Origin of the sequence: Streptomyces sp. TN58 (assembly GCF_001941845.1) — a bacterium.
GTDB lineage: Bacteria > Actinomycetota > Actinomycetes > Streptomycetales > Streptomycetaceae > Streptomyces.
On sequence record NZ_CP018870.1, the window covers coordinates 561,600 to 584,506 of the forward strand.

At 73.0% G+C, this 22,907-nt stretch carries 21 protein-coding genes and 1 pseudogene; 13 read left to right on the plus strand and 9 right to left on the minus strand.

All coding sequences use genetic code 11. From position 1 onward, the window contains the following. Positions 1 to 125: 125 nt before the first annotated feature. The 4 genes from BSL84_RS02650 to BSL84_RS02665 all read left to right on the plus strand — a co-directional run bounded on the left by BSL84_RS02650 (position 126) and on the right by BSL84_RS02665 (position 3,234). A complete protein-coding gene (locus tag BSL84_RS02650; RefSeq protein ID WP_030031538.1) occupies positions 126 to 962 on the plus strand; it encodes a class II glutamine amidotransferase in 837 nt (278 codons plus the stop codon). Between the two features lie 172 nt (positions 963 to 1,134). Beyond that, a complete protein-coding gene (locus tag BSL84_RS02655; RefSeq protein ID WP_078849119.1) occupies positions 1,135 to 2,322 on the plus strand; it encodes a carboxylate-amine ligase in 1,188 nt (395 codons plus the stop codon). A 53-nt stretch (positions 2,323 to 2,375) separates the two neighbouring features. Then, the gene (locus BSL84_RS02660; protein ID WP_045323002.1) at positions 2,376 to 2,621 is read left to right on the plus strand and encodes a hypothetical protein; all 246 of its coding nucleotides are present in this window, start codon (positions 2,376 to 2,378) and stop codon (positions 2,619 to 2,621) included. A 10-nt stretch (positions 2,622 to 2,631) separates the two neighbouring features. Beyond that, positions 2,632 to 3,234 (plus strand): hypothetical protein, encoded by a 603-nt coding sequence (locus tag BSL84_RS02665; protein WP_075969704.1) that lies wholly within the window; start codon positions 2,632 to 2,634, stop codon positions 3,232 to 3,234. 27 nt (positions 3,235 to 3,261) lie between these two features. Here BSL84_RS02665 and BSL84_RS02670 read toward each other — a convergent pair whose 3' ends face one another. Continuing rightward, positions 3,262 to 4,368: an NAD-dependent epimerase/dehydratase family protein gene (locus tag BSL84_RS02670; protein WP_075969705.1), complete on the minus strand. Its 1,107-nt coding sequence runs from the start codon at positions 4,366 to 4,368 to the stop codon at positions 3,262 to 3,264. A 283-nt stretch (positions 4,369 to 4,651) separates the two neighbouring features. On the opposite strand from BSL84_RS02670, the gene BSL84_RS02675 reads away from it, so the two are divergent. The 3 genes from BSL84_RS02675 (at position 4,652) to BSL84_RS02685 (ending at position 7,160) form a co-directional block, all read left to right on the plus strand. Continuing rightward, positions 4,652 to 5,005 carry a hypothetical protein gene (locus BSL84_RS02675; protein ID WP_030029490.1) on the plus strand — a complete coding sequence of 118 codons (354 nt, stop codon included), beginning with the start codon at positions 4,652 to 4,654 and terminating at the stop codon, positions 5,003 to 5,005. Between the two features lie 8 nt (positions 5,006 to 5,013). Beyond that, entirely contained in the window at positions 5,014 to 6,024 is a 1,011-nt protein-coding gene (locus BSL84_RS02680) for a glutathione S-transferase family protein (RefSeq protein WP_030029488.1), read from the plus strand. Between the two features lie 92 nt (positions 6,025 to 6,116). Next, complete coding sequence (locus BSL84_RS02685; protein ID WP_030029486.1) at positions 6,117 to 7,160, plus strand: LacI family DNA-binding transcriptional regulator; 1,044 nt, start codon at positions 6,117 to 6,119, stop codon at positions 7,158 to 7,160. A gap of 49 nt (positions 7,161 to 7,209) precedes the next feature. Here the strand turns inward: BSL84_RS02685 and BSL84_RS02690 are convergent, their stop codons facing one another. Further along, positions 7,210 to 7,860 (minus strand): DUF4360 domain-containing protein, encoded by a 651-nt coding sequence (locus BSL84_RS02690; protein WP_030029484.1) that lies wholly within the window; start codon positions 7,858 to 7,860, stop codon positions 7,210 to 7,212. A 265-nt stretch (positions 7,861 to 8,125) separates the two neighbouring features. On the opposite strand from BSL84_RS02690, the gene BSL84_RS02695 reads away from it, so the two are divergent. Next, a complete protein-coding gene (locus BSL84_RS02695) occupies positions 8,126 to 9,922 on the plus strand; it encodes a glyoxal oxidase (RefSeq protein WP_030029483.1) in 1,797 nt (598 codons plus the stop codon). 16 nt (positions 9,923 to 9,938) lie between these two features. Here the strand turns inward: BSL84_RS02695 and BSL84_RS02700 are convergent, their stop codons facing one another. From BSL84_RS02700 to BSL84_RS02710, 3 genes are read right to left on the minus strand one after another with little or no spacing between them, the layout of a single operon-like run. Beyond that, positions 9,939 to 10,511 (minus strand): HutD family protein, encoded by a 573-nt coding sequence (locus BSL84_RS02700; protein WP_030029482.1) that lies wholly within the window; start codon positions 10,509 to 10,511, stop codon positions 9,939 to 9,941. Then, a complete protein-coding gene (locus tag BSL84_RS02705) occupies positions 10,508 to 10,915 on the minus strand; it encodes a DUF4180 domain-containing protein (protein WP_107484723.1) in 408 nt (135 codons plus the stop codon). The genes BSL84_RS02700 and BSL84_RS02705 overlap by 4 nt, the downstream gene beginning before the upstream one ends. Positions 10,916 to 10,926: 11 nt before the next feature. Further along, positions 10,927 to 11,364, minus strand: coding sequence for a MarR family winged helix-turn-helix transcriptional regulator (locus BSL84_RS02710; protein WP_075969706.1), 438 nt, complete (start codon positions 11,362 to 11,364; stop codon positions 10,927 to 10,929). A 163-nt stretch (positions 11,365 to 11,527) separates the two neighbouring features. On the opposite strand from BSL84_RS02710, the gene BSL84_RS02715 reads away from it, so the two are divergent. Beyond that, entirely contained in the window at positions 11,528 to 13,042 is a 1,515-nt protein-coding gene (locus tag BSL84_RS02715) for an MFS transporter (protein ID WP_045322995.1), read from the plus strand. A 79-nt stretch (positions 13,043 to 13,121) separates the two neighbouring features. Then, complete coding sequence (locus tag BSL84_RS02720; RefSeq protein WP_075969707.1) at positions 13,122 to 13,640, plus strand: mycothiol transferase; 519 nt, start codon at positions 13,122 to 13,124, stop codon at positions 13,638 to 13,640. Between the two features lie 152 nt (positions 13,641 to 13,792). On the opposite strand, the pseudogene BSL84_RS02725 reads toward BSL84_RS02720, so the two are convergent. After that, positions 13,793 to 14,494 (minus strand): annotated as a pseudogene (locus BSL84_RS02725) (NADPH-dependent F420 reductase); the annotation flags it as partial. Positions 14,495 to 14,579: 85 nt separating this feature from the next. Beyond that, entirely contained in the window at positions 14,580 to 15,941 is a 1,362-nt protein-coding gene (locus BSL84_RS02730) for an FAD-dependent oxidoreductase (protein ID WP_075969708.1), read from the minus strand. A gap of 216 nt (positions 15,942 to 16,157) precedes the next feature. Between BSL84_RS02730 and BSL84_RS02735 the strand changes: the two genes are divergently transcribed. The 3 genes from BSL84_RS02735 (at position 16,158) to BSL84_RS02745 (ending at position 18,009) form a co-directional block, all read left to right on the plus strand. Next, on the plus strand, positions 16,158 to 16,349 hold the full coding sequence (locus tag BSL84_RS02735) for a DUF5302 domain-containing protein (RefSeq protein WP_030030119.1): 192 nt from the start codon (positions 16,158 to 16,160) through the stop codon (positions 16,347 to 16,349). Positions 16,350 to 16,534: 185 nt separating this feature from the next. Further along, on the plus strand, positions 16,535 to 16,948 hold the full coding sequence (locus BSL84_RS02740; protein WP_030030121.1) for a rodlin: 414 nt from the start codon (positions 16,535 to 16,537) through the stop codon (positions 16,946 to 16,948). A gap of 140 nt (positions 16,949 to 17,088) precedes the next feature. Beyond that, entirely contained in the window at positions 17,089 to 18,009 is a 921-nt protein-coding gene (locus BSL84_RS02745; protein WP_045322992.1) for a glycoside hydrolase family 19 protein, read from the plus strand. 18 nt (positions 18,010 to 18,027) lie between these two features. On the opposite strand, the gene BSL84_RS02750 is transcribed toward BSL84_RS02745, so the two are convergent. Further along, complete coding sequence (locus BSL84_RS02750; protein WP_234308484.1) at positions 18,028 to 20,805, minus strand: helix-turn-helix transcriptional regulator; 2,778 nt, start codon at positions 20,803 to 20,805, stop codon at positions 18,028 to 18,030. A 234-nt stretch (positions 20,806 to 21,039) separates the two neighbouring features. Continuing rightward, the gene (locus BSL84_RS02755; RefSeq protein ID WP_030030870.1) at positions 21,040 to 22,803 is read right to left on the minus strand and encodes a S8 family peptidase; all 1,764 of its coding nucleotides are present in this window, start codon (positions 22,801 to 22,803) and stop codon (positions 21,040 to 21,042) included. Between the last annotated feature and the right edge of the window lie 104 nt (positions 22,804 to 22,907).

Below are 22,907 nucleotides of genomic sequence, written 5' to 3' on the forward strand. Positions count from 1 at the left end.
ATCTTGAGGATGGCACGGGGGTGCCGGGGTACGCGCCCGAGTGCGGGCTTCGCCGCCCGCGGCCGCACGGGAAGGGTGCGGCCCGCCGGGTTACCCTCGGAGGAGCCGTGAAAGGGATGGTGCGCATGTGTCGGTGGCTCGCCTACTCGGGTACGCCCGTGCTGCTCGACACCGTGCTCTACCGCCCCGAGCACTCGCTGATCAACCAGAGTCTGAAGTCCCGGCTGGGTGTGGAGTCGACCAACGGCGACGGGTTCGGGCTGGGCTGGTACAGCGCGGACGGCAACGGCACCCCGGCGGTCTTCCGTGACATCGGCCCCGCCTGGAACAACCGCAACCTCCAGGAGCTGGCCGCGCACGTCCGCTCGCCGCTCTTCTTCGCACACGTGCGGGCCTCGACCGGTTCGGCCGTCCAGCAGACGAACTGCCACCCCTTCCGCCACGGCCGCTGGCTGTGGATGCACAACGGGGCGATCGGGGACTTCGCCCGCCTTCAGCGCGATCTGTGCATGGCCGTCGACCCGGCCCTGTTCTCGTGCATCGAGGGTTCGACCGACTCCGAGGTGATGTTCTACCTCGCGGTCACCTTCGGACTCGACCAGGACGTGCCCGGCGCGGTGGCGCGGATGGCGGGCCTCGTGGAGCGGCTCGGCAAGGAGCACGGCGTGGCGGAGCCGCTGCAGATGACGGTGGCGGTGAGCGACGGCGAGACCGTGTGGGCCTTCCGGTACTCCAGCCAGGGGAAGTCGCGGTCGCTCTACTACAGCAGCCGGGCCGACACGGTCCGGGACCTCTATCCGGAGCTGGACTACCTCAGGGAGGTCTCCGACGACACGCGCATCGTGGTCTCCGAACCCCTGGGAGATCTGCCGGGCGTGTGGAACGAGCTCCCCGAGAGCAGCTACGCGGTCATCCCGTCCGGTCCGGACGCGGACTACCTGCCCTTCATCCCGGAGTTCTAGGGCAAGCTCCAAGTCGCGTCACGGCGCCGGCCGGGGACCGGCCCCCCGAGTGAGGGGGGATCCGGCGGGTAGGCGCAGCACAGGAGGAGGGCCTGAAGGACGGCAGCACCGCCTCGGCCGACCGGTCGCAACCGGTCGTCGGCGGCGCCCACCCTCACCGAAAGGACCCCGGATGTCACTGGCCGTGCCCACAGCGGCGCCCCACCGCGGGAGCCGGACCCCCACCCCCCTCGGAGCGGGTCGCGGCCGTCTCGCCGCGGCCGTCGTGCCGACCATGGGCGTGGAGGAGGAGTTCCTGCTGGTCGACCGCCGCAGCAGGGCCCCTGTGGGGCGCGCGGCGGGGGTCATCGAGGCCGCTTCGGGCCGACTCGGACCGCTGGTCCAGTCGGAGTTCTTCACGGCCCAGGTCGAGTCGTGCACGACTCCCACGTCGAGCACGGCCGTGCTGCGGGCCGAGCTGGCCTGGCTGCGGGCCGAACTGGTCAAGGCGGCTGACGCGCAGGACTGCCTGCTCGTCGGGACCGGCACCGCGGTGATACCGCCGGAGCGTCCGCTGGCCATCACCCCGGACGAGCGCTACCGGCGCATGGCGGTCCGCTTCGCGTCCGCCGTGGGCGGCTACGACCAACCGGTCTGCGGATGCCATGTCCACATCGGGGTGTCCTCGCGGGCGGAGGCCCTGGACCTGGCCAACCGGCTCCGGCCCTGGCTGCCCACCCTGCAGGCCCTCAGCGCCAATTCCCCCTTCGACCGGGGCAGGGACAGCGGCCATGCCAGCTGGCGGGCGGTGGAGCACGCCCGCTGGCCCACGGTGGGGCCCGCTCCCTTCCTCGACGAGGCCTCGTACGAGCGCATGGCCAACGACCTCGTGCGGTGCGGGGCCCTGCTGGACCGGCGGATGATCTACTGGTACGCCCGCCCGTCCGAGCACGTGCCGACGCTGGAGATCCGGGTGGCGGACGTGAACGCCCGCCTCGACACCGTCGTGCTGCTGGCCGCGCTCGTCCGCGGGCTGGCCGGCGTACTGCTGCCGGAGCGCGGCGAGGGCAGGCCGCCGCCGTTCCTGGAGTGCGGCCGGCTGCGGGAGGCGCACCGGCTCGCCGCCGTGCACGGGCTGTGCGGCGAGGGCCTGGATCCGGTCGTCGGAGCCCGTGTCCCGGTGTGGGACATGCTGCAGCGGCTGCGCGAGCGGGCCGCTCCGGGACTGGCCGCGGCCGGCGATCTGCTCCTGGTGGACACCATGCTCGACCGGCTGCGTGCCGAGGGCGGCGGGGCGGCCCGGCAGCGCGCCGCCCACGTCCGGCGCGGAAGGCTCAGCGACGTGGTGGACGGCCTGGCGAGGACGACCGCGGCCGTGTGAGAAGCCGTGTGGGTAAACACCGAGACCTACGGTACGAGACGGAAGGAACTGCCATGGACGACCAGGGCGGCGCAGGCGGAGTACCGCTGCACCACGACGACGACGAAGCCCGGCGCAGGGCTCCGCACGCCGGACCGCGTGCCCGGAAGCCGCGCGGGGACGACGGGACCACCCGGGCCGCGGACACGGACGAGGCGAGCCGCCTCGACCGGCCGGAGGAGTCCGGCGGGCCCGGCGGGGACACCCGTTGGACGGGGCCCGACGACGAGCGGCCGGCCGGCCGCCGACGGGCGCCCTGAGGAGGCGGGCGTGAACCGGAGTCCCAGGCCGCCGACGGGCCGCGCGCCCACCTTCCTGGCGATCTACCTCAACGACCACCTCACCGGTGCCGGCGGTGGCGTCGAGCTCCTCCGCCGGGCCGCCGCGGCCCATCAGGGCGGGGTCCTCGGCACCTCCCTGCGGTCGCTGGGCGAGCAGGCGGCACAGGACCGGCAGAGCCTGCTCACCCTGATGGCCGATCTCGACGTGCCCGTCATGCGGACGAGGGCCGCTCTCGGCCGGATCGCCGAGAAGATGGGCCGGCTCAAACTGAACGGCCGGGTGCTGTCCCGGTCCCCGCTCAGTGACGTGCTGGAACTCGAAGCGATACGTCTGGCCGTGGAGGCCAAGGCGGCCTGCTGGCGTTCGCTGCGGAGCCTGGCGCGCACCGACCCGCGGATCGACATCGCCCGGATCGAGGAGCTCATCGGCCGGGCCGAGCAGCAGATCCGCGCCCTGGAGGCGCTGCGCAGCGCCTGCGCCTCCCAGCTGTTCTCGCGGGAGGCGCGCGGCCGGGCCGCGACGCCCCACGCCGCGGAGGCCGTCTGGCGCCGCGGCCACCCGCGCGGGCTGCCCCGGACCCGCCCGACCTGACCGCTTCGGTGCTGTGTGTGACCCGCCTCAGGGCCGCCTGCGGGACCGCGCGAAGCGGCGGGTGGCCTTCGGGTCCGAGGCGAGCGGCGCGGTGTCCATGCCCGCGCCCGTGCGGAGGCCGTCGAGGAACTCCTCGACGGCCTCGACCGAGGTGTGGCGCGGCTCCCAGGCCAGTTCCCGGCGCGCCCGGGAGGAGTCCATCAGCGGGAGCCGGAGGACGGCGTCGAACAGGTCCGGCGAGGCGGGCACCAGGTGCAGCCGCCACGCTGCGGCGAGGGCGGCCCGCACGGGTGCCGTCGGGACCGGCAGGCTGCGCGCGTCGAGCATCCCGGACAGGACCTCGGCGTCCAGCGGAGGGTCCGCGGCCAGGTTGAAGGGCCCGCGGACGGGGAGGGCCGCGGCGGCCCGGTAGGCCTCGGCGGCGTCGTCGGTGTGCAGGGCCTGGAAGCGCAGCCCGGCCAGGTCGGGCACGGCGGGGAGCAGTTCGGGGCGCAGGAACCGGCTCGGGAGCAGCCGGCCCGCGAAGATGCGGCGCTGCTCGGAGGCGGACTGCCGTTTGAAGAGGAAGCCCGGCCGCATCCGCACGACCCGGATGTCGGGGTGGGTGCGCTCGAAGGTGTCGAGGACCCGTTCGAGATAGGCCTTCTCGCGGGTGTAGGCGGCCTGCGGCCAGCCGTGGGTGGGCCACGACTCGTCGACCGTGCGGTCCTTCGGTCCGGGTGAGTAGGCGCCGACCGACGACGCGTGGACGAGGGCGGGCACGCCTGCGGCGGCCACGGCGTCGAACACGCGGATGCTGCCCAGGATGTTGGTGCGCCAGGTCTCGGCGGGGTGGTGGGTGGGCTGGAACTTCCACGCGAGGTGGATGACGGCGTCGGCCCCGGTGAAGAGCGCGGCCAGGTCCGCGCCGCCCGGTTCCACATCCACGGCGTGCCAGCGTGTCTTCGGCGGCCGCCACAGGGGCATCCTGCGGGCCAGGCCGAGCACGGAGCCGACGGAGGGGTCGCCGGCGAGGGCGAGGACGACGCTGGTCCCGACGTTTCCCGTGGCCCCGACCACCACGACGCGGGTCCCCTCGTCTCGCCGTTCGGCTGCGCTTTCGGCGTTCCTGTCCGCCGGTGCGTGCTGCGTCATCGTGTCGGCTCCTCTGCGCGGAGGGCGGTCCGGGAGGCGTGTCCCGCCGGTCGTGCCGGGCGCATGCGATCGGGCGGATGAGCGGACGTGCCCGCGCGCGGCGCCCCCGGGGTCTCAGGGCGCCTACCCGTGCCGCCGCGCGGCATGCGCGGGCCGGCGCGGCCGCTCCGGCATCCTGGGCGTGAGCCGGTCTTTTGCGGGGAGGTGCCTGAGTGCCGTTCCGTCCCGCTCACGGGGCGGGCGCGGGCGACTGCACACGTACGGTCACAGAGAGGCGAGAGCCGTGAGCGAGAAGGACATCTGGGGATACCACGAGGACGCCGGCCACGTCAGCGGCATCGATCTCGTCGGTTACAAGGTCGAGGCCACCGACGGCCACATCGGGAAGGTCGACAAGCACTCCGCCGACTTCCGGGCGTCCCACATCGTCGTCGACACGGGCGTCTGGATCTTCGGCAAGCACGTCCTCCTGCCGGCGGGCACGATCGAACGCATCGACACGGCCGAGGAGAAGGTCTACCTGGGCCTGACCAAGGAGCAGATCAAGAACGCGCCCGACTACGACGAGGCCAAGTACGCGGGTGAGCCCAACTTCATGGACCGGTTCGGCCACTACTACGGCCAGTCCCACATGTAGGGGCGCACATGGGATACGTGAGCCCCGGCCGGGAGTACGCGCGCGACAGCCGCTACCTCACCACCCGGATCACCGCCGACGGGCGGGACGGGTACCCCGTGGAGCCCGGCCGCTACCGGCTGGTGGTGGCCCGGGCCTGCCCGTGGGCGAGCCGGGCCGTCATCGTGCGGCGCCTCCTCGGGCTGGAGGAGGCGCTGCCGATGGCCGTGGCGGCTCCGACGCACGACGACCGCAGCTGGAACTTCGACCTGGACCCGGGCGGCCGCGACCCCGTGCTCGGCATCGAGCGCCTCCAGGAGGCCTACCTCGCCCGCGACCCCGGCTACGACCGGGGCGTCACGGTACCGGCGATCGTCGACGTGCCGACCGGGCAGGTGGTCACCAACGACTTCGCGCGGATCACGCTCGACCTGTCGCTGGAGTGGACGGCGTACCACCGCAGGGGTGCCCCCGACCTCTACCCGCGGGCACTGCGGCCGGAGATCGACGCCGTCAACGAGGCGGTCTACGAGGACGTGAACAACGGCGTCTACCGGGCCGGCTTCGCCGGCTCCCAGGAGGCCTACACGTCGGCGTACGAGCGCCTGTTCGCACGCCTGGACCGGCTCGCCGAGCGGCTTGCCGCGTCCCGCTACCTGGTGGGCGACACCATCACCGAGGCGGACGTCCGGCTGTTCACCACCCTCGTGCGCTTCGACGCCGTCTACCACGGGCACTTCAAGTGCAACCGGCGCAAGCTGTCCGAGATGCCGGTCCTGTGGGCGTACGCCCGGGATCTGTTCCGGACACCCGGCTTCGGCGACACCGTGGACTTCGACCACATCAAGCGGCACTACTACCTCGTCCACGACGACATCAACCCGACCGGGATCGTGCCGGCCGGCCCGGACCTGTCGGGCTGGCTCGCGCCCCACGGGCGGGAGGCGCTCGGCGGACGGCCCTTCGGTGACGGCACCGCGCCCCCACCGGTAAGCGCCGGGGAGAGCGTGCCGGCCGGCCACACGCCGCTGCCCTCCTGACGCCTCACGGTGATCACCCGTTACCCTTCTGTTCGACCTGGCCTTCCTTTTCGATCTTGCCGGGCCCGCCTGTGGATCATGGAGGAAGTCACGTGCCCGAACCGCGTTCCGGCAGCCGTCCCACTCTGGAGGCCGTCGCGGCGCTCGCGGGCGTGTCGAGAGCCACGGTCTCCCGTGTGGTCAACGGCGGCGACGGGGTCCGCCCGCATCTGGCCGACCGGGTGCGCACGGCGATCCAGGAGCTGGGATACATCCCGAACCACGCGGCGCGCACCCTGGTCACGCGGCGCACCGGCGCCGTCGCGGTGATCATCCCCGAGCCCGAGGCCCGGGTCTTCTCCGACCCCTTCTTCTCCCGCCAGATACGGGGCATCAGCAAGGAGTTGACCGCTCACGACACCCAGCTGGTGCTGCTGCTGGTGGAGGACCACGGCGACTACGAGCGCATCGAGCGGTACCTGGCCGGCGGCCACGTCGACGGGGCGCTTGCCTTCTCCCTGCACACCGACGATCCGCTGCCCGCCATAGCCGGCCGCCTCGGCATGCCCACGGTCTACGGCGGCCGTCCCGGCTGGACCGCCGGGCCGGGCGAGCAGGACAGGGTGACGTACGTCGACGCGGACAACCGCGAGGGCGCCCGGGAGGCCGTACGGCACCTGCTGGCGCAGGGGCGGCGGCGGATCGCACACATCTGCGGCCCGCTCGACCAGACCTCGGCGGCCGACCGGCTGAGCGGCTACCGGGACGTGCTGCCGGCCGCCGGGCAGGAACTGGTCGCCCCGGGGGACTTCACCGCCGCGGGCGGGGCGCGCGCGATGGCCGAACTGCTGGACCGGGACCCCTCGATCGACGGGGTGTTCGCCGGAAACGACCTGATGGCGACCGGTGCGCTGCGCGTGCTGCGGGAGCGGGGCCGGACGGTTCCCGGTGACGTGGCGGTGGTGGGCTTCGACGACGCCGAGCCGGTGGCGGAGAGTGCCGACCCGCCGCTGACGACGGTGCGTCAGGACATCGAGGGCATGGGCCGGATGATGGCGCGGCTGCTGATGGAGCGGCTGGGCGGCGACCACGAGGGCCGCAGCGTACCGGGCCCGGTGATAACCGAGACGGCGCTGGTGCGGCGGGCGTCGGCCTGACGCGGGGCCCGCGCGGTGGGCGCGGGCCCCGGTCCCCGGTCCCGTCCGGTCAGTGCGCGGGGCACTGCTTCCAGGAGAAGTGGTAGACGCTGTTGATGCTGCCGTCCGTGGAGTCGAGTGCCATGAAGCTGGTCTTCGACGGGTCGGAGGTACCCACCTCCGCACGCAGTTCGGTGTTGATGTTGAAGTTGCGCTGCTCACCACAGGGCGACCAGACCAGGGCCTCGATGCCGGTGGTGTCGGTGGCCTGCCAGTTGTCGTCGAGGGCACCGTCGAACCGGTGGGTCCGGTAGGCGGTCTGGCTCATGCCCTGGAAGTAGTAGCTGGCCTTCTGCGTGCCGACCGCGCCCGGCTGGAGGCTGCCGAAGCCCCGGTAGTCGACCTGCGCGATGGCGTAGGTGTAGCCCTGCGGGACGTGCACGACGAGGGACAGCAGACAGTTCTTGCGGCCTTCGACGGCGGGGGCCCCGCCGCCCGCCTGGGCCAGGTACTCGCTGTAGGTGACGGTGAAGGCCGAGTTGTCCGGTGACACGGCGACGGCGGCGCTGCCGGGGCGGCAGCCCGATCCGTTGACCGTGGCGACGTCGACGGTCACCTGGTCGAGGGGGGCCGAGGGGGAGGCCCCTGCGGAGGGGCTGAGCGTGAGGAGCGTCGCGGTGGCGGCGGCTGCGGTGATTCCGGTACGGAGGGATCTGATCACACCGACATGGATAGCGGGCTCCTGCGGGCGGGGCGGGCCGACGGGTGCGCGGGCTCACCTCGACGGCCGAAACGATTCACCGCAGAAACGATAAATCGCCCTGTACCGAGCGGCCGAACGGCCCCAAGGCGCCCCCGGCGAGGGCCGATCAGGCCGGGTCACAGCCGCCTCCGATGACCTTTTGCCCTAATATCGCCGGGTTCCTTCAGGTCATCAGCGGGCTCGGCACCGGCCTCGGCGCGGGCCTCCTGCGGCGAGGAGTCCCATGTCCCGCGCATCCCGGCCGGCCGTCCTGTCGGTGCTGGCCCTCGCCGCCGCCCTGGCCGTGCCGGCGGCCGGGCCCGCACCGGCCCGTGCGGCGGTGCACCACGCCGGCGACGAGGCCGCGGTGCTGGGCGAGGACCACGCCCGCGCACACGCCCGGCTGCGCCAGGCCGCCCGGGGCACCCGGGGATATCCCCAGTCGAAGCGGACGGCCGGCCTGACGGCGCTGGAGAAGTCCCAGCGCGAGACCAACGCCCGCTTCGACGCCGCCCGGTTCGGCCGCTTCACGCAGTTCTTCCCCTCACCCGACTTCGGCGTCCACGTGGCCCTGCTGCCCACGGGCAAGGTGCTGCTGTTCTCCTTCGAACGCGTCGAGGCCGACCCCACGAAGGAGACCGGCCCGACGAACACCGTCGGCCGCGCCAACGCCGGCCGCGCCTGGCTCTGGGACCCCGCCCGGGGGACGGGGGCCCGCGCCTTCGAGAACGTACCGCCGCCGGTGGTGCTGATGCCCGACGGCACCTACTCCCCCCGCCCGGCGCCGTTCTTCTGCGCCGGGCACTCCTACCTGCCCAACGGGATGGTCGGCGTCTTCGGCGGCAACGTCGGCGGCAAGGGCGGCAGTGGAGCCAAGCTGTCCTTCGTCTTCGACCCGTGGACCGAGAAGTGGTTCCGCAACCGCGACATGTCCGTCGGCCGCTGGTACCCCTCCGTCGTGACCGGGGCCGACGGACGGCAGATCATCATGTCCGGCCAGTCCGAACGCGGCACGGGCACCCCCACCCCGGTGGTGGAGCGCTTCCCCGCGCTCGGGCAGCGCGTGCCCTGGCGGCCGTACGACATCCCGGCGGGCGTCCCCGCCGAGCGCCTCCGCACGGACGCCCCCTTCCGCAACGACTACCCGCACCTCTTCTCGCTGCGCGACGGGATGATCTACGGCCTCGGGCGCGACGCCGACCAGCAGTGGCGCTTCGACCCGGTCAGGGAGGTACGCGGCGACCTGCCCCGGCGGCCCGCGGACTTCCGCGGCTACGGCTCGGCGGTGCCGCTGCCGGCCGGGTTCCGGGGTCCGGACTCCGTGCTGGTCCTCGGCGGGGACCCGCGCGACCCGCACACCTACCGTCTGTCCGGCGGGCGCTGGACCACCGAGGCGCCCAGGGCCTTCGGCCGCACCCAGGACGGCACCCTGATCCTGCCGGACGGCACGCTGATCACCGTGAACGGCGCCCTGGACACCCGGGACTACGGCAACGGCCCGTTCAACCCGAAGGCGGACCTCAAGTACCGGCAGATCGAGCTGCGGGACGCGCACGGCCGGTGGAAGCTGGGGCCCGCCCAGCGGCTGCCGCGCGGCTACCACTCCAACGCCCTGATCCTGCCGGACGGCCGGATGATGGTCACCGGCGACGAACTCCAGCAGATCGCCAACGACCCCGACATCAGGGACGGGATGGACGGCAGCATCGAGCTGTACGAGCCGGCCTACCTGCACCGGGGCGCCCGGCCGGCTCTCGACCGGGTCCCGGCGGGCGACCTGCCGTACGGCGCGGCCTTCGAGGTGTCCAGCTCGACGGCGCGGGACGTGAAGCGAGCCGTCCTGCTGGCGCCGACCACCGTCACCCACTCGGTGAACACCAGCCAGCGCCACCTCGACCTGCGCCTCACCGGCGTCCGGGGCGACCGGATCGCGCTGCGGACCCCGCCGGGCGCCGCCGACGCCCCGCCCGGCTACTACATGCTCTTCCTGCTCGACGCGAAGGGGGTGCCCAGCACCGCCAAGTGGATCAAGCTCGGCTGACTTCGCAGGGCACCGCCTAACGCAGGCGCACCACGGCCGCGCGTCCGCCGGTGTGGACGAGGCCGGTGAAGGTGCCCCGGACCAGGGCGGCGTCGTACCGGCCCAGGGTGTGGCCCGAGCCGGACGCTTCGAGCTTCGCCGGGCCCTCCAGGGCGACGACCAGCAGGGTCTCACCGGGCTCGACGGCCACGGTGAGGCGGCCCCGGACGACGGCGGTCTCGGCCGTCGCCGCGCCCCGGCGGTACATCACGTTGAAGTTCACGACGGGGCCGCGGACGAGCCGGCAGTCGGTGGGCTCGTCGCCCGCGAAGTCCTGCGGCGCGAAGCGTTCGTCCAGGAGCCGGCGCTCGCCGCCCACCACGAGGTCCATGCCTGCGCCCTCGGCGAGCGTGAGCGTGCGGTCGATCCCGGTGAAGGCCGAGAAGGGGCCGTCGGCGGCCACCTCGGCCAGGCTCACCCGCCAGCGGAAGGAGTCCATGTCCGCTTCCGGGGGCCACGCGGCGATCTCCCGCGTCACTCCCCCGCCGTTCTTCCAGACCGTCGCGGGACGGTCGGCCGCGCGCAGGACGCGGACGTCGCCGGCGTTCACGCTCCCGTCCCGGCGCCGGTCGCGGTGCTCGCGCCGGCCCCGGGCCCGGCCAGCCGCTCGCGCAGTTCCCCGGCGTCGGCGAGGAACCACGTCTGGCGGCCCCGGTTGCACTCGCGGACGAAGTCCCGCAGCGCGGCGCTGGCCGCCGTGTGTCGGGAGATGTCGCCGAGGACGACGACGCCCACCCGGTACTGGACGAACTTCTGGATGATGTCGCCCGCGACCCTGGTGGTCAGCCGGAAGAACGACTCGTCGAGGCGTTCCACCGGAATGACGGCCCACTGGGCGCCCTGGTAGGAGGCGTTGCCGATGCAGTCCAGGGCCTGGCGTTCGCCCGCGATGGTCTCGCCCTCGGCCCCGCACATCAGTACGGGCACGTCGTTGATCGTCTGAAGAATGTCCACGGGGGTCGAGGCTAGCTCTTCTCCATCGAGGGGCGCAGGCGGGCCAGCAGGGCGTAGAGCGTGGCGCTCTCCGTCTCGTCGAGGGTGTCGAGCGCCCCGTGCGCCGCCTGCATCTCCTCGCGGACGCGGCGGATGACCTGCCGGCCCGCCTCCGTCGCCACCACGTTCTTGACGCGCCGGTCGGCGGGGTCCGGCTCCCGCCGCACCAGCTCGCGGGCCTCCAGCCGGTCCACGATCCCGGTCACGTTGGACGCGTCGCAGACCAGCAGGACGGCCAGGCCCCGCATGGGCACGGGGCCGTCCAGCTGGGCGAGCACCCGGGCCTGGGTGGGGGTGAGGCCGTGCTGGGCCGCGGCCGCGGCGAACTCGCGCCACTGGGCCGTGCCGATGGCGGCGAGCAGCTCCAGCAGCTGGACCTTCGTGGGGGCGTGTGTGGCGGTCTCGCTCATGCTCCGAGCCTACTCAGAATGCTTGACATTATCAATTGTTTACTTGACTACCTCAAATATCGACCTCTACCTTCGTTCGAGTTACTTGATGACGTCAACCATCGCCGTTCGGAAGCTCCGCAGAGCCGTGCAGCTCCGAAACCCGAAGAAGGTCCCCGCAGCCATGAGCACCCCCTCCCCAGCCGCCCCGGCCTCCGGACAGCGCAGCGAGACGGTCGTCGTCCTCGCCCTGAGCCTGGCCGCGATGGTCGTGTCGATGATGCAGACCCTGCCGGTCCCGATCCTCGGCCTGATCCGTGACGACCTGGGCGTCTCGACCGCCGCCGTGAGCTGGGTGACCACCGCCACCCTGCTGTCGGCGGCCGTCTTCACGCCGCTCCTCGGCCGGTTCGGCGACCAGCACGGCAAGAAGCCCACGCTGGTGGCCGTCCTCGGCGTGATGGTCGCCGGCTCCGTCCTCACGGCGGTCGCCTCCTCGCTCCCGCTCCTGATCGTGGGCCGCGTCCTCCAGGGCGCCGCCACCGCGATCTTCCCGCTGGCGCTGTCGGTGCTGCGCGAGGAAGTACGCCCACAGAAGCTGCCCGGTGCGATGGCGCTGGTCAGCGGCACGCTCGCGTTCGGCAGCGGCCTCGCGCTCGTCGCGACCGGGCTGCTCACCTCCGGGCCCGGCTCGGACTACCGCGACGCCTTCTGGATGGCGACCGGCCTCGCGGTCCTCGCCCTCCTCGCCGTGGCCGTGCTGGTCCCCGCCACCCGCACCAGGACCGGCGGGCGCACCGACGTCCTCGGCGCGCTGACCCTCGGTGCCGCGCTGCTGCTGCTCCTGCTGGCGATCTCGCAGGGTCACGAGTGGGGCTGGGCCTCCGGCCGCACGCTGGGCGGCTTCGCCGGCGCCGCCGTCATGGCCGCCGTGTGGGTCGTCACCGAGCTCAAGGTCCACGACCCGCTGGTCGACATGAAGATGTTCGTGCACCGCCCCGTCCTCATGGCCAACCTGTCCGGTCTCCTCGTCGGCTTCGGCATGTTCGCGAGCTTCCTCGGCGTCTCGTACCTCGTGCAGATGCCCGAGGCGCTCACCGGCTACGGATTCGACGCGTCGATCCTGCGCGCCTCCGTGGAGTTCCTGCTGCCGAGCGCGATCGTCTCCCTGCTCGCCTCGCCCCTGGGCGGCCGGATCGTGCGCCGCCGCGGGCCGCGAGTGGCACTGGGCACGGCTGCCGTGCTGGGCGCGCTCGGCTTCGCCTGGCTCGTCGTGGACCACGGCCACGCCTTCTCGGTGATCGGCTCCGGCCTGGTCGTCGGCGCGGCTGTCAGCTTCGGCTACGCCGCCATGCCCGCCGTGATCATGTCGAGCGTCCCGCCGCACCAGAGCGGCATCGCCAACGGCATCAACTCGATCTCCCGGTCGACGGGCAGTGCGATCGGCAGCGCCGTGGTGACCACGATCCTGGCGTCCCACACCATCGGGCACCTGCCCGCGGGGATTCCGCCGCTGCCCGCCGAGTCCGGCTTCACCCTCACCTTCGTGATCGGCGCCGTGGCCTTCGCCCTGGTCGGGGTCATCGGCTGGCTGGGTCTGCGCGGCGGACCCCGGCCGGCCGGTGCGGCGGCCGAGCGGCCCGCCGAGCCGGAGGAGGCCGCGGTCGCCGAGCCGTCGAAGGCCGACGCCGTCGGCTGACCGGTGCCCGCCCGGCCCGGCGGCCCGCCCCGCGTGTCGCTCGCGCCGGGCGGGCCGCCGCGCCTTGCATGGTGGGTGCATGAAGGCTACGGACGTCATCGCGGACGGGTTCGGTCGGATCCGGGAGGTGGTGCACGAGGCGGTGGGCGGGGCGCCGGCGGAGCTCCTGGACGCCCGCGTCGACCCGGAGGCGAACTCGATCACCTGGCTGGTCTGGCACCTGACCCGGATCCAGGACGACCACATCGCGTCCGCCGCGGGCCTGGAGCAGGTGTGGCTGACCGGTGGCTGGGCCGACCGGTTCGGCCTCCCGCTGCCCGCCGCGGCCACCGGCTACGGCCACTCCGCGCGGCAGGCGGGCACCGTCCGCGTGGCCTCGGGCGAGCTGCTGCTGGGGTACTTCGACGAGGTGCACCAGCAGACCCTGGGCTTCGTTCGGGGGCTTTCGGCCGCCGACCTGGACCGGGTGGTCGACGAGCGCTGGGATCCCCCCGTCACCCTCGGGGTGCGCCTGGTCAGCGTGCTCGCCGACGACCTCCAGCACGCCGGTCAGGCGGCCTACGTACGCGGCGTGCTGGAACGGGGCCGCGGATCCTGAGCCGCCCGAGGACACGGGAATCAGGACTCCAGGACTGAAGGACCGAGGGCCCTGCGGACTCGGAAGGGGTCGATCTCCATGCGGCCATGCGGCCCGTGGAGGCCGCGCAGACGTCCCGGCGGTCCCCCGTGCGGCGCAGTGGGGTGCGCGTGTCAGCCGCGGAACTCCTCCGTGCGGACGGGGGAGGCCGCGGCGAGCGCCCGGGTGACGCCTTCGACGCCGTCGCGCAGTCCGTAGACCGGGGTGCCGGGCTGCTGGCGCCAGGATTCGTCGAGGCCGCCCGCGTCGACGGTGTCGAAGCCCAGCTCCTCGATGAGGTCCTGTACGGCCTTCTTCGCGGTCTCGTCGTCGCCCGCGACGGGCAGCGCGATGCGGTCCGGTGCGCCGGCCGGGCGGTGCCGGTCGAGGATGTCCTGCGCGTAGGTGCCGTTGAAGGCCTTGACGACCGGGTGCCCGAGCTGCCGCTCGGTCCAGCGGCTCTCCGTCAGCCCGTCGTCCTCCACGCCGGAGATCCGGCCGTCGCGCCGGCGCGGGTAGTAGTTGCCGGTGTCGATGACGACGAGGCCGGGGGCGGCCCCGTCGAAGAGGTCCGCGGGCAGGTCGGGCACCTTCCCGAACGGGATCGTGACGACGGCGATCTCCGCGTCGCGCGCCGCCTCGGCCACGGGTACGGCGGTGGCACCGGTCTCCCGCGCGAGGGCGGTCAGGGTCTCGGGGCCGCGTGAGTTGGCCACCGCGACCTCGTGGCCGAGCGCGGTGAGCCGGCGCGTGAGGTTGCCGCCGATGTTGCCTGCGCCGATGATGCCGATCTTCATGAGCTCTCCAGTGCCTGCGGGTCGGTGTCCTGTTCGGCTCCAACTCCGCTCGACGGCACGGCATTCCGCTCCGGAGGACGCGAAAGGGCGGCCACCCGTTCGGGTGGCCGCCCCCTCGCGGGCGTCAGGCTCCGCTCGCGTCGAGCAGCTCCTCGCGCTCCACGATCTTCACGCGCGCACGGCCCTGGGGCTCGCCGAGGGCCTTCTCTGCCGCGTCCAGCCGGTACCAGCCCTCCCACGTCGTGTAGCGGACGCTGCGCTCGGCGAGGAAGGTCTCCACCGCGGCCGGCTCGGGGGACGCCGGCGTGCCCAGGCGGCCCTCGGCGTGGTCGGCGAGGAGGTTCGCGACGGTCTCGTTCGCGTCGCCCTTGGTGTGGCCGATCAGGCCGATCGGGCCGCGCCGGATCCAGCCGGTGACGTACGTCGACTGCATGTGGCCGCCGGCGTCGATGACGCGGCCGCCCTCGTCCGGGACCGTGCCGGACTCGACGTCCCAGGGGAGCTTGGGCAGCTCGTCGGAGAGGTAGCCGACCGCGCGGTACACGGACTGCACGTCCCAGTCGGTGAACCGGCCGGTGCCCTTGACGTTGCCGGTGCCGTCCAGCTCGGTGCGCTCGGTACGCAGACCCACGACCTTGCCGTCCTCGCCGAGGATCTCGGAGGGCGACTCGAAGAAGTGCAGGAACAGCTTGTGCGGCCGGTCGCCGATGTCGCGGATGGCCCAGTTCTCCAGGGTCTTGGCGACCATGTCGGTCTGCTTGTTCCCGCGCCGCTCGGCGATCGAGCCGTCGTCGTAGTCGATGTCCTCGGGGTTGACGATGACCTCGATGTTGGGCGAGTGGTCCAGCTCGCGCAGCTCCATGGGGCTGAACTTGGCCTGCGCCGGGCCGCGACGGCCGAAGACGTGCACTTCAAGGGCCTTGTTGGCCTTGAGGCCATCGTAGACGTTGGCCGGGATCTCGGTGGGCAGCAGCTCGTCGGCCGTCTTCGCGAGGATGCGCGCGACGTCCAGGGCGACGTTGCCGACGCCGAGCACGGCGACCTTCTCGGCCTCCAGCGGCCAGGTGCGGGGCACGTCCGGGTGGCCGTCGTACCAGGAGACGAAGTCGGCGGCGCCGTAGGAGCCGTCGAGGTCGACACCGGGGATGTCGAGGGAGCGGTCGGCCGTGGCGCCGGTGGAGAAGATCACGGCGTCGTAGAAGGAGCGCAGCTCGTCGAGGCTGATGTCGCCCGGGTAGTCGACGTTGCCGAAGAGGCGGACCTGCGGCTTGTCGAGCACCTGGTGCAGGGCGGTGATGATGCCCTTGATGCGCGGGTGGTCGGGGGCGACGCCGTAGCGGATCAGGCCGAAGGGGGCGGGCATGCGCTCGAAGATGTCTATGGACACACCGGGCTCGACGGCGGCCTCGGACTTCAGCAGCGCGTCGGCGGCGTAGATGCCGGCCGGGCCGGCTCCGACGATTGCTACCCGCAGAGGGCGAGGCATGGCAGGGGTTCCCTTCGAGCGACGGCAAGGTGGATCAAGGTGGATCAAAGGGAACCCTAAACGAAGGTAAGCCTAACCCAGCACCCGGTGTCGCTTTATGACCCCATAACCCAATCTTATGACTCCCCCAAGCCATCCTTGGGTCTCCAGGAACTCGCTGGTCAGTGCGTACGGCGACTGACAGACTGGGTCGGCTTGATCACTCCAGGAGGACGAATGGCTGACGAAGCAGGCACCCCGCAGGACGAGTCCCCGGCCGAAGCGGCCAAGCGCCGGTTCCGGGAGGCCCTGGAGCGCAACGCCGCGAAGGCGCACGCACAGCAGTCCCACCAGAACCGGGCCAAGGTCCAGGGCTCCAGCAGCGCCGCGAGCGGCAAGAACAAGAAGGTCCGCCGCAAGAGCGGCTGACCCTCCGGCGCCGGGAGCCCGGCCCGGGTGCCAGGGGCGCCCGGGCCGGATCCCGCCGGTCGGCCCGGCGGATCGTTGGGCCACTCGGGTGAGGGGGCATAACCCGCTGCACCGTCGGCAGTTGATCAGCGCGTCCCGCCGTGGGCAGCTATCTCACGCGACAGTGCGACCGAAGGATCCCCCAGATGCTCAAGAAGTTCATGGCCACCGCCGCCGCCACCGCCGCCGTGCTCGGCGCGGGTGCCGCCGTCGCCTCGCCCGCGATGGCGATCGGCAACGACAACGGCGTCAACACCGTGAACGGCAACGACTCGGCGCAGATCTACGGCAACCAGGAGACCCACGGCAAGATGAGCCCGCAGCTCGCCCCGATCCAGGGCTCGCTCAACAAGCTCTGCGTCGGCCTGCCGGCCAAGATCAACGCCCAGTCCCTGCTCGCGGTCATCGCCAACGTCGGCGTCCAGGACGTCAACGTCCTGTCCAACCCGCAGAACCAGCAGTGTGCCGAGAACTCCACCCAGGCCAAGGGCGACGAGTCCCTCTCGCACATCGCCAGCAACATCCCGGTCCTCTCCGGCAACCTCTCCGCCGGCAGCTGATCGATCTTCCGCGCCGGTGTCACGCGTCACGCGTGGCACCGGCGCTTTCACTTGGTCTAGACCTTGACAGGTTCAGACCATTCCGTTTCAGTGGGCGTCGTGGTCTCCACCCCAAGTCCCCCCACTGAAGGAGCAGTTACGTGATACGTGCGCTTCGACGCCGTACCCTCGGCCTGGTCGCGGCCGCGGCCGTCACGGCCGGCATCGCCCTCGCCCTCCCCTCGTCCCACGCCTCCGCGGCGGCTCCCTGCTCCTCCCCCTGGGCCTCGTCGGCCGTCTACACCAACGGCATGAGCGCCTCGTACGGCGGCCGCAACTGGCAGGCCAAGTGGTGGACCCAGGGCGAGACCCCCGGCAGCACCGGCCAGTGGGGCGTCTGGTCCGACCAGGGTGTCTGCGGCGGGGGCCAGGACCCGGACCCGGACCCCACGCCCGACCCGTCCGGATTCGTGGTCTCCGAGGCACAGTTCAACCAGATGTTCCCGAACCGGAACCCCTTCTACACCTACAACGGCCTGGTCGCGGCACTGTCCGCCTACCCCGGCTTCGCCAACACCGGAGACATCACCGTGAAGCGGCGCGAGGCCGCCGCCTTCCTCGCGAACGTCTCCCACGAGACCGGCGGCCTCGTCCACATCGTGGAGCAGAACACCGCCAACTACCCCCACTACTGCGACGCGGGCCGGCCGTACGGCTGTCCGGCCGGACAGGCCGCCTACTACGGCCGCGGCCCCATCCAGCTCAGCTGGAACTTCAACTACAAGGCGGCCGGTGACGCTCTCGGCATCAACCTCCTGGCCAACCCCTACCTCGTGGAGCGGGACCCGGCCGTCGCCATGAAGACGGCGCTGTGGTACTGGAACACCCAGAACGGCCCCGGCACGATGACCGCGCACGCCGCCATGGTGAACGGCGCGGGCTTCGGCGAGACGATCCGCTCGATCAACGGCTCCCTGGAGTGCAACGGCGGCAACCCCGCGCAGGTCCAGAGCCGCATCTCGAAGTACCAGAGCTTCACCCAGCTGCTCGGCGTCACCCCGGGCAACAACCTCAGCTGCTGACCGGCGGCCCGGCCGCGGTCACCGCGTGCGCAGCGCGGTGGCCAGCTGGGCCCGCGACCGCACGTCGAGCTTCTGGTAGATGCGGGTCAGCCGGGCCTCCACGGTCTTGACGCTGAGGAACAGCTTGGCCGCCGCCTCCTGGTTGCTGGCGCCCTGGCTGACCAGCAGCGCGAGGCGCGTCTCGGCGTCCGTCAGCGAACCCGCGGCCGTGGCCGCGGAAGTCCGGGAGCCTGCCCCGTCACCCGGGGCGGGCTCCCGCGCCAGTTCGCTCCAGGGCCCGGCTCCGGCTCGCTCGAACACCTCGGCCGCGGCCCGGAGCGCCGCGCGGGCCGGTGCCCGGCGCCGGCGGCGGCGCTCCACGCGGGCGAGGGCTAGCAGGGTGCGCCCGCGTTCCAGCGGCAGGCCGAGGGCTTCGAAGCGGTGCGCCGTGTCCTCCAGGAGCCGGACGGCCGCCTCCGCGTCGCCCTGGGCGGAGAGGCGGAGCGCGTCGGCCCGGTCGAGGGCGGCGACGACGCCGGTACGGCCGAGGCCGACGGCGACCGCACGGACGGACTCGATCAGCTCGGCGGCCTCACCGGGCGCGTCGGCGGCGATCAGGGCCTCGGCGAGTTCCCCGTGCCAGCGCAGGATCGAGGGGTCCACCACCTGCTGGGCGGCCTCCAGTTCGGCGACGCGGCGCAGGGTGGCGACCGCCTTCGCCGCCTCCCCGGTGGCCAGTTCGACGAGTCCGAGCGCGTGCAGGCTGCGGGAGAGGAAGACCTGGTCGTGTTCCTCCTGGGAGGCCTGGACACCGCGGCGCGCGTAACCCTCGGCGCGTGCGAAGCTGCCGCCCATGGTCTCGGCCGTCGCCGCGACGTACCAGGCGGGGCCGGGTGACAGGCCCGCCTCGATGGTCAGTTCCAGGGCGCGGCGGGCGTGCGCCGAGGCGGATTCGCACCGGCCGCTGCGCAGTTCCACCTCGGTGAGGCTGCGCAGGACCTCGAAGACGTCCTCGGCGGAGCCGGTGCGCCGGACGGCCGGCAGCAGCACCATCAGCTGACGGCGGGCGTCGTCGAGACGGTCGTCGAAGAGGGCGTGCCGTACGGCGAGGTACTGGGGCGCGTTGCGCATGCCGAGCGGCACCTCGGGCGCGGGCAGGGCGAGCGCCTCGGCGAGGATTTCCTCGGCTCCGGCGTCTCCGAGGATGCGGCCCATGCGGGCCCGTACGGTCAGGGCCATGGCCTCGGCGGTCTGGTCGCCGCCGAGGGCCGCGAGGGCGCCGGCCGCGGCCGCCGCGTCCCGGGAGCGTACGGGGTCCCCGTCGCTGAGGTTGTGCTTCCAGGCGACCCGGAGCTGGACGGCCGCCTGCAGGGCGGGATCGCCGGCCGCCTCGTCCATGGCGTACGCGAAGGTCTCGTCGAGGGCTCCGAGGGCCTGCCCGGCGGCGTCGATGACGGCGAGCCGGGCCCGCACCCGGTCGGCGGGCGAGGCGTCGCGGGCCAGGACGGCGCGGGTCGCGCGGCGGGCGAGGTCCGCGCGGCCGGCCCAGCCGGCGTCCTCGGCGGCGGTGACGAGGCGGGCCAGTTCCTCGCCGGGCAGCGAGGCCGGGGTGCGTTCGGCGGCGAGCAGGCCCAGTTCGGCGGCGAGGGCCCGCTGGCCGCGGCCTCGGCAGACCGCGGCGGCCTCGGTGATCTCGGCCGCGAGCCACTGGTCGGGGGTGTCGACGGCCAGCGCCCGGTGGCGTACGGCCTGGACGGGGTCGTCGACGGCGGAGGCCAGTGCCGCGTGCCCGGCGGCGCGCTCGGGCCAGCCGGCGTCGGCGGCGAGCGCGGCGGGCAGGGCTCCGGCGGTGAACTCGACGGTGCCGTCCTCGCCGACCCGGACGAGCGCGGCCCGCTCCGCTTCGGCCAGCTCGGCCTCGGCGTCGGGACGGCCGGCCCGCCGCAGCAGGGGGATGGTGGGGCGGGAGGCGAGGGCGGCGAGCAGCAGGGTGCGGCGGGCCTGGGCGGGGGCCGCGGCGAGGAGCCGGCGGGCGACCTCGCGGGCCTGTCCGGAGATGGGCAGGGGGTCGGCGTGGTGGGCGTTGCCGTCCCGGGCCTCGGCGGCTTCCGCGAGGGAGTGGCCGAGGGCGAGCGCGAGGCGCGGGTTCCCGCCGCTGGCCTGGTGGATGCGGCCGGCGAGGCGGGCGGGCAGGCCGTGGCGCAGCAGGAGTTCGGCGACCTCGTCGGCGCCGAGCGGCGGCACCCGTACGGCGGGGACGCCCGGTCCCCAGAGGGGTTCGCCGACCGGTGCTCCGCCCTGGACGCGCTCGGCGGCCAGGACCCGCACGCGGGGCGGGGTCAGGCGCAGGGCGAAGCGGAGCAGGTCGGTGCTCTCGGCGTCGAGCCACTGGGCGTTGTCGATCACGAGGAGGACGGGCTGGCGGACGGCGAGGGTGCGGAGCACCTCGACGACGGCCAGGCGGAGTGCGACGTGGTCGCGGCCGGCGCGGGGGGCGTCCGCCTCGCGGCGCAGGAGGGCGATGGCGGTGCGCTGGGGGCCGGAGAGTTCTTCGAGGGCGGCGGCGGGCACGGAGGCGAGGAGGGCGGCGGCCGAGGCCTCGGGTATCCACTGGTCGGCGGCCTCGGGAGCCAGGCGCAGCACGGACTCGCCGCGGGATCCGGCCGCGTCCGCGACGGCGCGGACCACTTCGGTCTTGCCGGCGCCGGCGGGTCCGGTCAGGAGTGCCCGGCCGTGCGCGGTCAGGGCACGGTCGACCGCCTTGATCAGTTCTCCGTGTCCGACACTTGTGTCAGCGTGCCCCGTCGCCGCCACCACGCACAGCCACCAGCCTTCCAGTCCCCAGCTCCTGTGCCCTTCCTGTGAGGAGCGAGAATACGAGGTCGGGCGGCTGGTGGACCCGCATTGTGACGCAGAAATCAGTCACAGGGCGCGGAAAACCCGGCGGACCTGCCGATACCCGGAGTATCGGCAGGCCCGGGGATTCTGTTGGTCCGTACTATCGCTCCGTCAGGCGGAGTTGTACCGGACCCCGAGTCGGCGGGAGCCGTCTCAGAAGGTGAGATTCCAGGAGTCGATCTTGCCGGTGTCGCCGCCGGCGTTGTCGTTGACCCGGAGCTTCCAGGTGCCGTTGGCCGCCTCGGAGGAGGCGTTGACGGTGTAGACCTGGTTGATGTTGTCGGTGCTGCCGCCGGAGCGGTTGTGCAGCGTGTAGACGGAGCCGTCCGGGGCGACCAGGTCGACCTTCAGGTCACCGATGTAGGTGTGCACGATCTTCACACCGACCTTGAGGGTGGCCGGGGCGTTGCCGGTCTTCCCGGTGACGGTGATCGGGCTCTCCACGGTGGTGTTGTCACCGATGGCGTAGTCCGTGGTGTTCTCAAGGGCCGGGGCGGGCGGGTTCGAGGTCACGGCGGCGACGGTCGCGGCGGCGTCGGCGAGGCCGGCGCCGCAGCCGCCGGTGCAGGTGCCGGCGAGCGGGCGGGCGTTGCTCTTGATCGCCGACTCGATCTGGGCCGGGGTCAGCGCGGAGTTCGCCGACTTCAGCAGCGCGGCGAGGCCCGCGACGTGCGGGGCGGCCATGCTGGTGCCCTGGTAGGGCTTGTAGTTCTCGGCGCCCGGGGTGGTGGTGCCCGCGTTCAGGGTCGAGAGGATGGCGTTCTCGGGGGTGGTGACGGTGCCGGGCGTGTCGGTGGCGCGGCGGGTCTCACCGCCCGGGGCGGCGATGTCGATGATCGCGCCGTAGTTCGAGTAGTAGGAGCGGTCGCCGGCGCGGTTGCTGGCGGCGACGTTGATGACGTTGTTGCAGCTGGCAGGCGAGTAGCCGGCCGCGTCGGCGTTGCTGTTGCCGGCGGCGACGACGACGGTCGTGCCACGGGCGACGGCCGCGTTGATCGCGTTCTGGTAGCTGGTGCCGCAGGCGCCGGGGCCGCCGAGGCTCATGTTGATGACCTTGGCCGGGGTGGCGTTGGCCGGCACGCCGGCGACGGAGCCGCCGGAGGCCCAGGTGATGGCGTCGACGATGTCCGAGGTGGAGCCACCGCACTTGCCGAGCACGCGGACGGGCTGGATCTTCGCGCCGTAGGCGATGCCCGAGATGCCCTTGGAGTTGTTCGTGGCCGCGGCGATGGTGCCGGCGACGTGGGTGCCGTGCCAGGACGAGCTGCTCGCCTTGGAGTTGAGGCCGCACTCGCCGTCGGTGGCGATCCAGTCGCCCTCGTCGGCGGGGTTGCCGTCGCGTCCGCCGCCGTCACGGGCGTAGGTGGCGCTGCTGATGAAGTCGTAGCCGGAGACGATGTTCGGCGCGAGGTCCGAGTGGGCGACGTAGCCGGTGTCGATCACGGCGACGGTGACGCCGGAGCCGGTGGTCTTGTCCCAGGCGGCCGGCACGTTCATGCCCGCGGTGGACTCGAAGAGGTCCCACTGCTTGGCGTAGTCGGTGTCGTTCGGGGTCACGGCCGTGGGGTAGGCGCGGGTGTCGGGCTCGACGTAGGCGACGTCCGGGTCGGCACGGAACTGGGCCATCACGTCGGCCGCCGCGGCGGGAGCGACGGTACCGCCGAGGTTGACCAGCGCGGCACCGGTGCCCAGGCGGCGGTCGAACTTCGCCTTCTTGCCGGCCTTCTTGCCCTTGGCGGCGGCGTCGTCGGCGGCGGCGGTGTTCGAGCTGGCCTCGGCGGCGGACGACTTGTAGCCGACGATGAGGTTCTCGACGGGCGCCGTCGGGGCGAGCGCGGCGGCCGGGGCCGCGGCGGGGCCCTCGGAGGCCACGGCCACGGAAGCGGTGGCGGTGCCGGCGAGCAGGGTGACGGACATGGCCACGACGGATATGAGCCTGCGTCTCGTTGCGTGCACGTGATCCCTTTCGAGGGCCGTTTCCGGGCAGGCCGGAGCGGCCGGTCGGTGCAGTGTGGGGGTGT